Here is a 15,253-nt window from a genome sequence, read left to right as displayed (position 1 = left end):
ACCCTAATCGCCGCGGGCCACCCCCGGACATGCCCGACGAGCCCTCCCCGCCCGTCACTGCGCACCGGCCGGACCCCCAAGTGACCCGGTCGTGCCGCAGCGTGAGGACCCCCACCATTCCAAACAGTGCAAAAAGGGACGCACCAGGGTGAATTGCGTGCTTCGGTCCCCGCTCAGTCCATCCGGCGGGCGCTGCCCAACAATCCGGTCTCGGCGTCCGTCGCCTGCGTCATCACGAACTGGCGGTCGCTCGGCGTGCACCAGAGGGTCACTCCGTCCGCGAGCGTGGACAGCGCTTCGTACTCCTGGCGCGGCAGGCTCATGATGCGACCGATCTGCTCCGCCTCGTCGGGCGACACCCGCTGGATTCCCACCAGGGAGGACTTCTCCAGGAGGCGCGGTGCGGCCGGACTCAGGTACGGCAGCAGCGTCACGACCGACTGCCAGGGCGCCGAGACCACACGGCCGCGCGGTGGTCGCATGCCGCAGTCGCGCACCACGACCACCGGACTGCCCGCCGATGCGCCCTGCGGCGGCACCCGCCCCACGTCGTGCAGGGTGATGCACGGCTGCCCGCCGCCCGCTGCCTGCGCGAGGGAGGTCCAGCCCGGTGCCCGCCCGGTCTCGACCGCCACCCGGGCGCCCGTCGCGGCGACCCGCAGGGCCAGCACCTGGGCGGTCCACAGACCGCCGATCAGGGTCACGTCGTACGGGACGGGCCGGTTGATGCCGAGGACCGCCGGCCGGCCCTCGGCATCGACGCCGATCACCACACCGTCGTCGCCCACCGGCAGTGCCAGTGCGTCGAGTTGTTCGACGGGCACGGAGTGACGGTCGCGGCGCGGTCCGACGAGCCCGAAGCCGAACCGGGGGCGCGCACTCCGCCCCGACCGTCGGGGCGCGCCGCCGGTGGTCCGGGAGGCGTCGAAGGCGGACGTGGACATCAGCGCGCACCTCCCAACGGCAGCGTGGCGAGGACGCCGGGCACCTGCTCCCGGTCCAGCCGGACGAGCCCGGTCCTCACCCCGCGTGCCGCGCGCTCCAGTTCGTGCCGCGCACCCACCAGTTCCTCGTCGCTGCGCCCCGTGATCCGCACGTGTCCGGTCACCGTCACCTCCTGCCGGTCCCCACCGCTCAGCGTCAGGCTGAACGTCGTCGCGAGCGCGGGCAGCGAAGTCAGCAGTGCCACCAGCTGCGGCATCGACGCACCGGCGCCGCCGTTCCGGCCGCCCAACTGCGGCCAGCGCCCGACCCAGTACGTCGTGTGTCGCCGGTCGTCCACCCGCCAGGTCCGGGCCGTCTCCTGGGTCCGACGCCCCTGCGCCCGTCCGCGCCCCGCCTGCGCGATCGCCATCGGGCTGGCGCAGCTCGACGTGGCGAGCGCCGAGGTCAGCTCCTGCTCGGTCAGGACGCTCGCCCGGAACCCGGCCCCCGCGAGCCGGCTCGCCAGCTGGTCGGCCGCCCGCACGACGCACTTCTGGGCGCCGACGAGACCACCGCCACGTGCGGCGACCGCCTCCGAGCAGAGTTCGGGGTCGAGCTTGAGCGCGATCCAGGTGATCCGCACCGCGGGCGAACCCGTCTGCGCCTGCAGCGGGCCGTAGTTGCGGGCCGCCATCGACTGGGCGGGCAGGTGTGGTGCGGGCGCCGGCTGGGTGTGCTGCACGATCTGTGCCGACTCCAGCCGGATCCCGTCGACGCTCAGCGCGTCCCGGACCAGCCCGACGGGCAGCGGCTTCGCCGCGCGATCCGCGCGCAGCGCCGTACCGTCCGATTCGACCCGCAGCACCGCGGTGAGGAAGGTGCCGTCACCGACCATCCCGACCGGACGTCGTTCGCGGTCGCTGTACGCATGGGTCCGGAGCGCCGGATCGCACTCGACGAGCGGGGCCAGCCCCGGCTCGGTGCCCTCGGGCACCGTGAACGAGGAAGCACGGCGTGACCGGGCGCGCAGGGCGAGGAAGGTGCCGAGCCACTCGGGCAGCGAACGCCGGTGCCTGCGCACCACGGCGAGCAGGACGAGCGCGACGGCGACCGCGCCCGCGGGCACGAGCAACACCGGCTCCACGACCCAGGCGAGCAGCAGCAGGGCCGCTGCCACCTCGATCAGCACCAGTTGTTGCAATCGGAACGAACCGAAGTGTCCGGGACGTGCCTGAAGCCTCGGTGCGACCGAGGCGGCGGTTCCCGTGGGCGGGGGTATGGAGGCAGCGGCTGCGGCGGGCCGCCTCCGCCTCGCGGAAGCCATGATGGAGAATCCCCCTCAATTCATCCCGATGACCCTGGCCCGCCAGGGCTTTGGCGGCCGGATCACCCTACCCGCCCCTCGAACCCCACGGGACAGCAGGCATAGTAGGGGGCCGGTCCGAAGGCCGGGGCCCGGGTGTCAACACCCCCGGGACCCCGTGCGGAGATCGCGCCTGACGAGAATGGGGACTCATGGCATCGCGGCGGGACGAGCTCAACGCGTACACCTTTGCGAAGAAGCGCACGGTGGCGGCATTCCTCCAACCCTCCCCCTCCGGCACGGAGGAGGGGGCGCCGAAGCCGGTCCGCGCGATCCTCCCCGGCCTGATCGTCTCCGCCCTCGTCGTCGCGGGATTCGGCGCCTGGGGCATGTTCAAGCCCAGCGCACCCAAGGGCTGGGACACCCCCGGGACCCGGGTCATCGTCGGCAAGCAGTCGACGACCCGCTACGTCGTCCTGGAGACCGGCACGGGCAAGGACAAGAAGACCCTGCTCCACCCCGTCCTCAACCTCGCCTCCGCCCGACTCCTCCTCAACCCGGACCAGTTCCAGGTCATCCAGGTCGAGGACAAGAAGCTCGACGAGGGAAAGCCGCCCCGCGGCCCCATCCTCGGCATCCCGTACGCCCCCGATCGCCTGCCCGGCGCGGAGGACGCGGGCACGGCCAAGCGCTGGGCCGTCTGCGAGCAGCCCGGCGGCGGCAAGGGCGCCAGCGTCCAGAAGGCGACCTTCCTCTTCGCCCAGCGCGACGCCCGGCGGACCGAGGGCGCCAACCAGCTCAAGGACGGACAGGTGCTGTACGTCAGGGGGCAGCACGGGAAGGCCCAGTTCCTCGTCGACCACACCGGCACCAAGTACCCGGTGAAGGCCGACCGTCCCGGACTCCTCACCGCCCTCGTCGGCCTCGGGAAGGAGCCGCAGGCCGTCACCGACGACTGGCTCGCCACCCTGCGGACCGGCGACGAGATCGACTTCCCGCACATCGACGGCGAGGTCGGCGCCGCGGCCGACATACCCGGCAACACCCTCAGCGGCACGGAGAACCGGATCGGCATGGTCCTGCTCGCCCAGACCGGTTCCGGGCCGCAGCACTACGTCGTGCTGGCCGGCAAGGTCCAGCCCGTCACCCCCTTCACCGCCTGGCTGCTCATCAACGCCCCGCAGACCGGCGTCCTCGACATGGACGGCAAGGCCACCGCCGTCGACGCCTCCGCCTTCGTCCCGGACCCCACCGTCTTCCACGCCGGCGTCCGCTGGCCGACGCGGAAGTCCACCCAGATCAACGCGTCCACCGGCGAGGGTGCCCGCGACACCATCTGCAACGTCCTCACCGCCGTCGACGAGAAGGGCAACGCCACCCTCACCACCTGGGCCGGCACCGACTACCCCGCGGACATCAGCACCGGCGGCACCAGCACGTACGTGACCCCCGGCACCGGCCTCCTGTACACCCAGGTCCAGGGCCGGCAGAAGACGCCCGACGGCTCGCTCTTCCTGGTCACCGACACCGGCCTGCGGTACGCCGTGCAGGCCAACGGCGACAGCGACTCGGCCCGTTCCGAGATCGGAGCCGGAGAGCAGAAGCAGACCGACGACCGGCCGGAACCCAGCGATGCCCAGAAGCGTCTCGGATACGAGAAGGTCCAGCCGGTCCTCGTCCCGATGGAGTGGTCGGAGTTCCTGTCGAAGGGCCCCCGCCTCGACACCAACAGCGCACGTCAGCCGCAGGGTTCCTGAGGAGGCGGCATCGATGACGACGACGTACCGCACGCCCGCCCTGCTCGCCGCGGGCCTGCTCGCCGCCCTGCCCGCCGCGGCCGCCGCCCCCGTGGAGACCGCCGCGGCCGCCGCCCCCGCCCCTGCCCCGCCGCATCCCTCCGGTCCCGCCCTCGACGGCAGCGGCCAGTGCACGTTCCCCATGAAGAAGCAGATCGAGGGAACCCCCTGGCCGCTCCAACGGGTCCTGCTCGACGAACTGTGGCAGGACACCAAGGGCAAGGGCATCCGGGTCGCCGTCATCGACACCGGTGTCGACGACGTCAATCCCCAACTGCGCACCGCCGTCGACGCCAAGGCGGGCAAGGACTACCTCAAGCCCGACGAGGAGAACCCCTCCGCCGGCGACGCGCAGCGCGGCAAGACCGACGGAACCGTCGACGAGGTCGGCCACGGCACCAAGGTCGCCGGCATCATCGCCGCCCGCCCCCGCAAGGGCACCGGTTTCGTCGGCATCGCGCCCGAGGCCACGATCATCCCGATCCGGCAGAACGACGAGAAGAACAGCGGCAAGTCCGACACCATGGCCCTGGCGATCGACCACGCCGTCCAGGCGGGCGCGCACGTCATCAACATCTCCCAGGACACCACCCAGCCGCTGGGACCCGACTCGCCCATGGCCCAGGCCGTGGCCCGGGCGATCGCCAAGGAAATCGTCGTGGTCGCCTCCGCCGGCAACGACGGCATGGACGGCGCCCTCAAGAACACCTACCCGGCGGCCTTCCCCGGGGTCCTCGCCGTCGCCTCCTCCGACCGGAACAACGAACGCGCCGCGTTCTCCCAGTCCGGCACCTTCGTGGGCGTCGCCGCCCCCGGCGTCGACATCGTCTCCACCGTTCCCGGCGGCGGCCAGTGCATCGACAACGGCACCAGTTTCTCCGCCCCGTACGTCGCCGGGGTCGCCGCCCTGCTCCGCGCCAAGCACGGCGACTGGACTTCGGCCCAGATCGTCACCCGGATCGAGCAGACCGCCGTCCGTTCGATCAACGGACGTGACAACCACGTCGGTTGGGGGGTGGTGGACCCGGTGCGGGCACTCGCGGACCAGCCCGGGACGCCGCCCTCCTCACCCGTGCCGGACCCGGGGCCGCCCAAGCCGCCGGCCCCCGAACCGGCGCTCCTGTCGCTGTCGGAGACCCCCCAGGAGCGCTCCGAACGACTGGCCACCTACGCCTTGGGAATCGGGGGCGTCCTGGTCGCCGTGGTCGCCGGGACCGCCACCGTGATCCGCGACAGCCGCCGCAGGAAGGGGGCCCGATGACCCGCGTACCGACCAAGTGCCGAGGGCTCCCTTTGCAGTTGGAACTGCCGCCGCCAATGACTACAGTGACCGCTGGGGGCACGCCAGTGCGACCCCAGCACGGGGGCGGCATCAGAAGATTCCCGTCCGCATCACCACCGGAAAGCCCGACGGCCCGTCCGTCGCGGTCACCGAAGGAAGAAGGGGCAAGATGTCGAAAGACCTGAACGTAACCAGTGCCGAACAAGTCAAGCTCGCCGGCCGGATCCAGGACTTCTCCGACGAGCTCCAGTCCCGCATCACCTCCCTCAACGGAGTGGTGGACCGCATCCAGGCGGGCTGGCAGGGCGCTGCGAGCAAGGAGTACGACCGGGTCCAGAACGACCTGAACCAGCGTCTCCGCAACATGCGCGTCGAGCTCGTCAAGCTCGAAGAGATCATGCGCATGAGCGCCGACGGGTTCACGCAGGAGGAAGAGGACCGCGTGCGCTCCTTCCGACGGATGGACGACACCTCCAGCGGCCAGAGCGCCATCCTCGGCATGGCCTGAGCCGTCCGGCTCGACCACCCCTCCGCGCCACTCTCACTCCAGGAGTCATCATCATGACCACTGCGGTCAATTACGACACCGTGACGCAGGCGGCGGCCGACGTCCGTCTGACCTCCAGCACCCTCACCCAGAAGCTCGACGACCTCATGGCCGAGGTCAACCGCGTCGCCTCCAACTGGGAGGGCGAGGCGAAGATCGCCTACCGCGAGAGCCAGGACCGCCTGACCCGCGACATGGCCGGCATGAACCAGGACCTGTCGCGCATCGCCCAGCTCCTCGACGAGTCGGTCATCGGCTACCAGGACACCGACCGGGGCAACGCCGCCCGGTTCCGCATGATGTGAGCCGTCCGGGTCGACACCGGCGCACATGAGGGGGTGGCCCGTCCCGCGGGCCACCCCCTCACGCGTGCCCGGCGCGGGTCAGCGAAGGTCGAACTCGCCGTCCCTGGCGCCCAGGACGAACGCGTCCCACTCCGCCTTCGTGTACCGGAGCACCGTCTCCTTGTCGAGGGAGGAGCGCATCGCCACCGCGCCGCCGGGCAGCCGCGCGATCTCCACCCGCTCCTCGTCCGGGCTGGTCCCGGGAGCGCCCTCCCACGCGACGCCGGAGATGTCGAGCGCGTACAGCTCTTCCTTCTCGCGCTCCCGCTCGGCGGCGCGGGCGCCGTCGACGGCGCCCTCCGAAGGGCCGTCGGCCGTGCTGTCGTGTGCGTCGCTCATCGGCGCGTTCCCTTCGCGGTGGTACGGCGTTCCCTCCCACAGTAGTGGGAGGGAACGCTCCGCTCAGTGTTGTTCGGGCAGCCAGCCCAACTGGACCAGCGGAGCACCACGCTTCCGGGACACGAACGTGCCCCGCCCCGGAGGCATCGGCCGCGCCCGGACGCTGCCCAGGATGTCGCCCTCCTGCGGATCGCCGGAGAGGACCACGCCCTGTGCGCCCAACTCCCGCATCCGCTGCATGAACGGCTCGTACATGGCCCGGGAGGCCCCGGCCTGGTTGCGCGCCACGATGAACCGGATGCCGACGTCCCGTGCGAACGGCAGGTTCTCCACCAGGACCGCCAGCGGATTGCCCGAGTTGGTCGCCACCAGTTCGAAGTCATCGACCAGCACGAAGAGTTGCGGCCCCGTCCACCAACTGCGGTCCCGCAGCTGCTGTGGTGTGATGTCGGGCTTCGGCGCCCGCTTCGTCATCACCGTGTTGATCGCGTCCATGTGCATCTGCATGGCCGAGGCCATCGGCGCGTACTCCAGGAGGTGCGAGGGCGCCACCGCCTCCAACATCGTCCGTCGGTAGTCGCCCACCACGATCCGCGCCTGATCCGGCGAGTACCGCTCGCACAACTGCTTGGCGATCAACCGCAGCAGTGCCGTCTTGCCGGATTCGCTCTCGCCGAAGACCAGGAAGAACGGATCCGACTCGAAATCGACGAAGACCGGCTCCAGGTTCGTCTCGTCGATGCCGATCGCGATGCCGTGCTGCGGGTACTCGAAGCCCTTCGGGAGCTGCTCCGCCGGCAGCTTGCGCGGCAGCAGCCGCACCGCCGGGGCCGGTGCCCCGGACCACGCGGCCTTCACCGACCGCACGAACGCCGCCGTGCCCTCCGCCAGGTCGGCCGCCGCACTCGACCCGTCGATCCTCGGCAGTGCACCCATGAAGTGCAGCTTCTCCGGCACCTGTCCGCGGCCCGGCACACCGGTCGGCACGTTCGCCGCGACCTTCCGGTCGAACTCCGAGTCCATGACGTCGCCGAGCCGCAGTTCGAGCCGGCCCAGCATCTGGTCCTTGAGCGCCGCCCGCACCTCCATGTAGCGGGCCGCGGTGATCACCACGTGGATGCCGTAGCCCAGACCCCGCGCGGCGATGTCCGCGACGATCGGCTCCAGCACGTCGTAGTCGTTGCGGAAGCCACCCCAGCCGTCCACGACCAGGAAGACGTCACCCCAGGCCTCGCCCGGCAGTTCGCCCGCGGCACGCTTGCGCCGGTAGGTCGCGATCGAGTCGATGGAGTGCGAGCGGAAGAACTCCTCCCGCCGGTTGAGCACCCCCATCACCTCCGCGACCGTCCGTCGCACCCGCTCGGGGTCGAGCCGCGAGGCCACCCCGCCGACGTGCGGCAGGTCGGCCAGCGACACGAGGCCCCCGCCGCCGAAGTCCAGGCAGTAGAACTGCACCTCGGCCGGCGTGTGCGTGAGCGCGAACGAAGAGATCAGCGTCCGCATCATGGTCGACTTGCCGGACTGCGGACCGCCGACCACCATCATGTGACCGGCCGCACCGGAGAAGTCCCGGTACAGCACCTCGCGCCGCTGTTCGAACGGCTTGTCGATCAGCCCGAGCGGCACCGTCAGCCCGCCCTGACGCGTGTACTCCGTCGCCGTGAGCCCCCGGTCCGCGGTCTGCGCCAGACCGGGAAGCAGCTGGTCGAGCGAGGGCGCCTGGTCGAGCGGCGGCAGCCACACCTGGTGCGCCGGCACCCCCTGCCCCTCCAGACGACGCACGATCACGTCGAGGACCGTGTCCGCGAGGGCGTCGTCCTCCTCCTCGCGCCGCGCCGTCAGGTACGCCGGGTCCGGGGCCGCGTACACCACGGGCACCGGCGCCGCGGTGAACAGCGCGGGCCGCCGCTCCACCGGCAACTGCCCGATCTCCAGCCGTGGTCCGCCCGTCCGGTACGTCCCCGACACGTACGCCGCCTTGAAGCGGGTCATCTCGTCCGTGCCGAACTTCAGATATCCCGAACCCGGCACCGACGGCAGGTGGTAGGCGTCCGGCACGCCGAGCGCCGTCCGCGACTCCGCGGCCGAGAAGGTCCGCAGACCGATCCGGTACGAGAGGTACGTGTCCAGGCCGCGCAGCTTCCCCTCCTCCAGGCGCTGCGAAGCGAGCAACAGGTGCACGCCCAGGGAACGGCCGATGCGGCCGATCTGGATGAACATGTCGATGAAGTCGGGCTTGGCGGTGAGGAGCTCGGAGAACTCGTCGATCACCAGGACCAGCGAGGCCAGCGGCTCCAGCGGAGCACCCGCCGCCCGCGCCTTCTCGTAGTCGTGGATGTTCGCGTAGTTGCCCGCCGAGCGCAGCAGCTCCTGGCGACGCTGGAGCTCGCCGCGGATCGCGTCGCCCATCCGGTCGACCAGCGTCAGGTCGTCCGCCAGGTTGGTGATGACCGCCGCCACGTGCGGCATCTGGGACATGCCCGCGAAGGTCGCACCGCCCTTGAAGTCGGCGAGGACGAAGTTCAGCGTCTCCGACGAGTGGGTCACCGCCAGTCCCAGCACCAGCGTCCGCAGCAGTTCCGACTTTCCGGAACCCGTCGCGCCGACGCACAGGCCGTGCGGGCCCATGCCCTCCTGCGCGGCCTCCTTCAGGTCCAGCATGACCGGCTGGCCGTCCTCGCCCACACCGATCGGCACCCTCAGCCGCTCGGCCACCGAGCGGGGCCGCCAGGTCCGGGCCACGTCCACCGAGGCCGCGTCGCCCAGGTTCAGCAGATCCGTGAAGTCCAGGTTCGCGAGCAGCGGTTCGTCGTCGTCACCACCGCCCGTCCGCAACGGCGCCAACTGTCGGGCCAGCGCCTCGGCCGCCGGCAGCGACATTCCGTCCGGCGTCCCCTCGTACGCGAAGCCGGCGCCCGACTCCAGCCGCAGCCGGCCCGGCCGCACCACCACCGAGAGACCACCGCGCGGCTCGTCGAGCTCACCGGAGACGACCTCCACGATCGTCACGCCCTGCAGGCCCTCCGGCGTCGCGAGCAGCGAGTCCGGCGGCACCAGACCGCCGCGCACCGAATCGGAATCCAGCACCACCACCATGTGCGGCTGGTCGAGCACCGGCTGGTTGTCCCGGGAGAACCGGGGGCGCCCGTCCAGCTTCGACCTCACCGACTGCTCCAGCTCGGTGAGGTCGTCGCCGAACAACCGCTTGCTGCCCGCACCGTCCACCTGACCCGGAACCTGGGCGTGCGGCAGCCACTTCGTCCAGTCCCAGCGTTCCTGCGCCGAGCGCGCCGCCACCACGGCGAGCATCAGGTCCTCGGGCGAGTGCAGCGTCACCAGCTGCGCCACCAGGGCCCGTGCCGCCGCCTGCGCCGCCTCCGGCTCACCGGACACCGTCACGTGGTAGAACGCCCGCATCGAGACCGCCATCGGCAGTCCGTCCAAGGTCCCGTGCACCGCGAGGAACTGCTGCATCGCCCCCGCGCACAGCGGCTCCAACTCGTCCACCGGTGCCGTGTCCGGCGCCACCAGCGGCGTCGCCAACTGCTGCGCACCGAGTCCGATCCGCACCTGTCCGAAGTCGTGGTCGCCGACTCGGCGTTCCCACACCCGGGACCCCTCGGCCACCACCGACCACAACTGCTCGGGCGCCGGGTGCAGGTACAGCTGGGCGTCCCGCTGCTTGCGCGCCGTCCGACGGACCGTACGCCGGGTCTGCGCAAGGTATTTGAGGTAGTCGCGGCGGACATCGGTCATTTGCCCCTGCGTACCGCGCCGGAACCTCACGAACTGGGCGACGGCCATCGCGACCGTCGACGCCAGCATGAGCGTGCCCATGATCCGCATGATCGGAGACGGGGTCATGAAGAAGAAGACCACCGACGAACCCATGCCGAGCATCGGCAGGAGTTGCATCAACGCCGACTCCTGCTGTCCCCGCGGGAGTTCCGGCGGGGACTCCAGGACCAGTTCCTCACCGGGCACTTCCGGAGGAAGGGACCTCGGCGGGCGTTTGACGACGATCTGGCTCACCGGCGCATCAATCCCTCGTTGGAGGCGGGCTCGTGGCGGGAGCTTCCGCACGGCACCCCTGTCGGCAGCCGAGCGCGCGGACTTCCCCCATGGGACGGCGATCCTACTTGCAGCCCCCTCCACCGGTCCCCGGTAGGGTGGCGCGCGCATCGTGCGCAACCGCGAATCAGGGGGTCCAGACACGTGAGTACGACCGCAGCGACCGGCTTCTGCCGCGTCACCGTCGTGGCGCCGGACAGCCGCATCGACGTCGCGCTCCCGGAGGACATCGCCGTCGCCGACGTCTACCCGGAGATCCTGCGCCTCACCGGACAGACCCAGGACCCCGGCACCCCGACCGGCTACCACCTGGTCCGCCGCGACGGATCCGTCCTCGACGGCGCCCGCACCCTCGCCGCCCAACAGGTCCTCGACGGCGAAGTGCTCTCCCTCCGCCCCTTCGCGCAGTCCCTTCCGCCGGCCGTCTACGACGACGTCTCCGACGCCGTCGCCTCCGCCGTCACCCGCGACCGGCACCTGTGGAGCGACGACCTGCTGCGCGGCGCCGGCCTCCTCGGCGGCGTCCTGCTGCTCGTCCTCATGGGATTCGTCCTCTGGTTCGCCGATCCGGTCCGCCACGACATGCACGGCCTCCCCGGGGTCATCGCGGGCGCCGCGGGAATCCTCCTCACCGCCTTCGCCGGCGTTCGCGCCCGCGTCTACGCCGACCGGGCGACCGCCGTCGCCCTCGGGCTCGGCGCGCTCCCCCTGCTCCTCATAGCCGGCTCCGGCATCATCGCCGCCGACGCCGGCCAGGGCCCCGGCCGCCTGCAGTTCCTCCTCGGCTCCGTCACCGTCCTCGTGGCCTCCGTCGCCCTCGTCGCACTCACCCCCAGCGGTGACGCCCCCTTCGTCGCCGCCACCTTCCTCGCCGGCATCGGTACCCTCGCCACCTTCCTGGTGATCCTCACCGAGGCCACCGCCACCGAGGCCGCCGCCGTCTGCGCCCCCGTCGCCCTCGGCCTCGTCGCCTTCCTGCCCGGCCTCTCCGCCCGCTTCGCCCGACTCCCCATCGGCTACGCCGCCCCGCGCAGCGCCGCCGAGGACGAGTTCTCGGTCGACCCGCAGCAGGGCGAGGAGGCGCAGCCCGTCGACGGCGAGCGCATCGCCCTGCAGGCACGCCGCGGCCACGAGATGCTCCTCGGGCTGGTCGGCGGCTGCGCGGCCGTCCTCGTCGGCTCGGCGGCCGTCCTCGGCTTCGCCGGAAACGTCTGGGGCCAGCTCCTCGCCCTCACCGCCGGCCTCGCGATGCTGCTGCGCGCCCGCCTCTTCCGCTACACCTCGCAGGTCGTCTGCGTCCTCGTCGCCGGAATCGCCGCCATCGCCCTGCTCGTCCTCGGCCTCTCCCTCAACCCGCCGGCCGACCTGGTCAAGGACCTCCTCATGTACGGGGACCGGGGCGGGCTGGACATCCGCACGATCTGGCTCACCGCCTCCGTCGCCGCCGGGGCCGCGCTGATCACCGCGATCGGCCTGATCATCCCGAAGAAGGGCCTCTCGCCGTTCTGGGGCCGTCTCCTCGATCTGGCCGAGGCATTCGTCCTGCTCTCCCTCGTTCCGCTCTGCCTCGCCGTCCTCGACGTCTTCTCGACCGTCCGCTCCCTCACCAGCAAGTAGGAACCGGATCACGGGGTGCTCCAGTGAGCTGGTACGCTGTGTGACGGCCGTTTGTGTACGCGCTTCCGGAAACCCGAGGCCACTCGGAAACTTCTGGAAGCTGCGCCCATCGGACCTTCGCCCGGCGAGTCACGGAAGCTTCCCCTGAGAACAAGACCAGGGGCACTCGCGGGCGCACGAACACTACTGAGGAGATCCGCGTGGCTCTCGACGCCGCCGTCAAGAAGCAGATCATGGCCGAGTTCGGCACCAAGGAGGGCGACACCGGCTCCCCCGAGGTCCAGGTCGCGATGCTGTCCCGCCGCATCTCGGACCTGACCGAGCACCTCAAGCAGCACAAGCACGACCACCACTCCCGCCGTGGTCTGCTGATCCTGGTCGGCCAGCGCCGCCGCCTGCTGCAGTACCTGGCCAAGAAGGACATCCAGCGCTTCCGTACGCTGGTCGACCGCCTCGGCATCCGCCGCGGTGCGGCCGGCGCCAAGTAAGACGCTGTGCGAGGGAGCGGTTCCCACTTTCAGGGGGCCGCTCCCTTTGCTGTACGTGCGCAAAGTGCACATCGCCACTTAGTCTGGTCGCACAACGCCATAGGACGGGCGAGGAGCCGCCGGTCCTCGGTAGTGGCCCCCGGGAAAGAGTCCCCGGGTGCTTCGATCGAAGACCGGCCCGCATTCGAGGCGAGCTTCTCCGTCCCCGTCGCACACCGTCCCCGGCCACACGGGCCGAAGGACGCAAAGACGAATACGTAGGAGAAACCCATAGTGGAGAACGAGACCCACTACGCCGAGGCCGTCATCGACAACGGAGCCTTCGGCACCCGCACCATCCGCTTCGAGACCGGCCGCCTCGCCAAGCAGGCCGCCGGTTCCGCCGTCGCCTACCTCGACGACGACACCATGGTCCTCTCGGCGACCACCGCTTCGAAGAAGCCCAAGGACCAGCTCGACTTCTTCCCCCTGACGGTCGACGTCGAGGAGCGGATGTACGCGGCCGGAAAGATCCCCGGCTCCTTCTTCCGCCGGGAGGGCCGCCCCTCCGAGGACGCGATCCTCACCTGCCGCCTGATCGACCGCCCGCTGCGCCCCTCCTTCAAGAAGGGCCTGCGCAACGAGATCCAGATCGTCGAGACGATCATGGCGCTCAACCCCGACCACCTCTACGACGTGGTCGCGATCAACGCCGCCTCCTGCTCCACGCAGCTGGCCGGCCTGCCCTTCTCCGGCCCGATCGGCGGCACCCGTGTCGCCCTGATCAAGGGCCAGTGGGTCGCCTTCCCGACGCACACCGAGCTCGAGGACGCCGTCTTCGACATGGTCGTCGCCGGTCGCGTCCTCGAGGACGGCGACGTCGCGATCATGATGGTCGAGGCCGAGGCCACCGAGAAGACCATCCAGCTGGTCAAGGGCGGCGCCGAGGCGCCGACCGAGGAGGTCGTCGCCGCCGGTCTCGAGGCCGCGAAGCCCTTCATCAAGGTCCTCTGCAAGGCCCAGGCGGACCTCGCCGCCAAGGCCGCCAAGCCCACCGGCGAGTTCCCGGTCTACCTCGACTACCAGGACGACGTCCTGGAGGCGCTCTCCGCCGCGGTCAAGGACGAGCTCGCCCAGGCGCTCACCATCGCCGGCAAGCAGGAGCGCGAGACCGAGCTCGACCGCATCAAGGAGCTCGCCGCCGAGAAGCTCCTCCCGGCCTTCGAGGGCCGCGAGAAGGAGATCTCGGGTGCCTACCGCGCGCTGACCAAGAAGCTGGTCCGCGAGCGGATCATCAAGGACAAGGTCCGCATCGACGGCCGCGGCATCACGGACATCCGTACGCTCGCCGCCGAGGTCGAGGCCATCCCGCGCGTGCACGGCTCGGCGCTGTTCGAGCGTGGCGAGACCCAGATCCTGGGCGTCACCACCCTCAACATGCTCCGCATGGAGCAGCAGCTGGACACCCTCTCCCCGGTGACCCGCAAGCGCTACATGCACAACTACAACTTCCCGCCGTACTCCGTCGGCGAGACCGGTCGCGTGGGCTCCCCCAAGCGCCGCGAGATCGGCCACGGCGCCCTCGCCGAGCGCGCCATCGTGCCGGTCCTCCCGACCCGCGAGGAGTTCCCCTACGCGATCCGTCAGGTGTCCGAGGCCCTCGGCTCCAACGGCTCGACGTCCATGGGCTCCGTCTGCGCCTCCACCATGTCGCTGCTGAACGCCGGTGTGCCGCTCAAGGCCCCCGTCGCCGGCATCGCCATGGGCCTGATCTCCGAGGAGATCGACGGCCAGACCCACTACGTCGCCCTCACCGACATCCTCGGTGCCGAGGACGCCTTCGGCGACATGGACTTCAAGGTCGCCGGTACGAAGGAGTTCGTCACCGCCCTCCAGCTCGACACCAAGCTGGACGGCATCCCGGCCTCCGTCCTGGCCGCGGCCCTCAAGCAGGCCCGTGACGCCCGCCTCCACATCCTCGACGTGATGATGGAAGCGATCGACACCCCGGACGAGATGTCCCCGAACGCCCCGCGGATCATCACCGTCAAGATCCCCGTGGACAAGATCGGCGAGGTCATCGGCCCCAAGGGCAAGATGATCAACCAGATCCAGGAGGACACCGGCGCCGAGATCACGATCGAGGACGACGGCACCATCTACATCGGTGCCGCCGACGGCCCGGCCGCCGAGGCCGCCCGCGCCACGATCAACGGCATCGCCAACCCGACCATGCCGGAGGTCGGCGAGCGCTACCTGGGCACGGTCGTCAAGACCACCACCTTCGGTGCCTTCGTCTCCCTGCTCCCGGGGAAGGACGGCCTGCTGCACATCTCGCAGATCCGCAAGCTCGCCGGTGGCAAGCGCGTGGAGAACGTCGAGGACGTGCTCGCGATCGGCTCCAAGGTCCAGGTCGAGATCGCCGAGATCGACCAGCGCGGCAAGCTCTCCCTGATCCCCGTGATCGCGGACGAGGACGCCGCCGAAGGTGACAAGGACGACGCTGCCAAGTGACGTCCCGTAGTTCCCGCGCGACGGCCCGCCCCTCTTCGGAGGGGCGGGC

11 protein-coding genes are annotated in these 15,253 nt (G+C 70.8%); 7 read left to right on the top strand and 4 right to left on the bottom strand.

All coding sequences use genetic code 11. From position 1 onward, the window contains the following. Positions 1–173: 173 nt before the first annotated feature. Entirely contained in the window at positions 174–944 is a 771-nt protein-coding gene (locus ACFW2Y_RS20900) for a hypothetical protein (RefSeq protein ID WP_384881162.1), read from the bottom strand. Next, positions 944–2,248, bottom strand: a complete 1,305-nt coding sequence (gene eccE / locus ACFW2Y_RS20895) for a type VII secretion protein EccE (protein WP_384881159.1) — start codon at positions 2,246–2,248, stop codon at positions 944–946. Before eccE ends, ACFW2Y_RS20900 begins: the two co-directional genes overlap by 1 nt. 191 nt (positions 2,249–2,439) lie before the next feature. On the opposite strand from eccE, the gene eccB reads away from it, so the two are divergent. From eccB to ACFW2Y_RS20875, 4 genes are all read left to right on the top strand, one after another. After that, on the top strand, positions 2,440–3,984 hold the full coding sequence (eccB, locus tag ACFW2Y_RS20890) for a type VII secretion protein EccB (protein WP_384881156.1): 1,545 nt from the start codon (positions 2,440–2,442) through the stop codon (positions 3,982–3,984). A gap of 13 nt (positions 3,985–3,997) precedes the next feature. Beyond that, the gene (gene mycP / locus ACFW2Y_RS20885) at positions 3,998–5,284 is read left to right on the top strand and encodes a type VII secretion-associated serine protease mycosin (protein WP_384881153.1); all 1,287 of its coding nucleotides are present in this window, start codon (positions 3,998–4,000) and stop codon (positions 5,282–5,284) included. A 190-nt stretch (positions 5,285–5,474) separates the two neighbouring features. After that, on the top strand, positions 5,475–5,813 hold the full coding sequence (locus ACFW2Y_RS20880) for a WXG100 family type VII secretion target (RefSeq protein WP_384881150.1): 339 nt from the start codon (positions 5,475–5,477) through the stop codon (positions 5,811–5,813). A 53-nt stretch (positions 5,814–5,866) separates the two neighbouring features. Further along, positions 5,867–6,157: a WXG100 family type VII secretion target gene (locus ACFW2Y_RS20875; protein WP_384881147.1), complete on the top strand. Its 291-nt coding sequence runs from the start codon at positions 5,867–5,869 to the stop codon at positions 6,155–6,157. Between the two features lie 78 nt (positions 6,158–6,235). Here ACFW2Y_RS20875 and ACFW2Y_RS20870 read toward each other — a convergent pair whose 3' ends face one another. Both ACFW2Y_RS20870 and eccCa read right to left on the bottom strand, forming a co-directional pair. Beyond that, a complete protein-coding gene (locus tag ACFW2Y_RS20870) occupies positions 6,236–6,535 on the bottom strand; it encodes a DUF397 domain-containing protein (protein ID WP_384881144.1) in 300 nt (99 codons plus the stop codon). 63 nt (positions 6,536–6,598) lie between these two features. Next, entirely contained in the window at positions 6,599–10,567 is a 3,969-nt protein-coding gene (gene eccCa / locus ACFW2Y_RS20865; RefSeq protein WP_384881141.1) for a type VII secretion protein EccCa, read from the bottom strand. Between the two features lie 183 nt (positions 10,568–10,750). Here eccCa and eccD point away from each other — a divergent pair, with 183 nt between their 5' ends. From eccD to ACFW2Y_RS20850, 3 genes are all read left to right on the top strand, one after another. Further along, the gene (gene eccD / locus ACFW2Y_RS20860; RefSeq protein ID WP_384881138.1) at positions 10,751–12,223 is read left to right on the top strand and encodes a type VII secretion integral membrane protein EccD; all 1,473 of its coding nucleotides are present in this window, start codon (positions 10,751–10,753) and stop codon (positions 12,221–12,223) included. A 200-nt stretch (positions 12,224–12,423) separates the two neighbouring features. Then, entirely contained in the window at positions 12,424–12,711 is a 288-nt protein-coding gene (gene rpsO, locus ACFW2Y_RS20855) for a 30S ribosomal protein S15 (RefSeq protein WP_384881135.1), read from the top strand. A gap of 273 nt (positions 12,712–12,984) precedes the next feature. Continuing rightward, positions 12,985–15,204: a polyribonucleotide nucleotidyltransferase gene (locus ACFW2Y_RS20850; protein ID WP_384881132.1), complete on the top strand. Its 2,220-nt coding sequence runs from the start codon at positions 12,985–12,987 to the stop codon at positions 15,202–15,204. Positions 15,205–15,253 lie beyond the last annotated feature (49 nt).

Source organism: Streptomyces sp. NPDC058877, from assembly GCF_042742855.1.
Classification (GTDB): domain Bacteria; phylum Actinomycetota; class Actinomycetes; order Streptomycetales; family Streptomycetaceae; genus Streptomyces.
This window is presented reverse-complemented; position numbering and strand designations above follow the sequence as displayed.

What these genes read in the sequence shown, in the direction of transcription:
- eccE (WP_384881159.1), bottom strand. Translation starts at nt 2,248, where the DNA reads ATGGCTTCCGCGAGGCGGAGGCGGCCCGCCGCAGCCGCTGCCTCCATA.
- ACFW2Y_RS20900 (WP_384881162.1), bottom strand. Translation starts at nt 944, where the DNA reads ATGTCCACGTCCGCCTTCGACGCCTCCCGGACCACCGGCGGCGCGCCC.
- mycP (WP_384881153.1), top strand. Translation starts at nt 3,998, where the DNA reads ATGACGACGACGTACCGCACGCCCGCCCTGCTCGCCGCGGGCCTGCTC.
- ACFW2Y_RS20870 (WP_384881144.1), bottom strand. Translation starts at nt 6,535, where the DNA reads ATGAGCGACGCACACGACAGCACGGCCGACGGCCCTTCGGAGGGCGCC.
- ACFW2Y_RS20880 (WP_384881150.1), top strand. Translation starts at nt 5,475, where the DNA reads ATGTCGAAAGACCTGAACGTAACCAGTGCCGAACAAGTCAAGCTCGCC.
- eccB (WP_384881156.1), top strand. Translation starts at nt 2,440, where the DNA reads ATGGCATCGCGGCGGGACGAGCTCAACGCGTACACCTTTGCGAAGAAG.
- ACFW2Y_RS20875 (WP_384881147.1), top strand. Translation starts at nt 5,867, where the DNA reads ATGACCACTGCGGTCAATTACGACACCGTGACGCAGGCGGCGGCCGAC.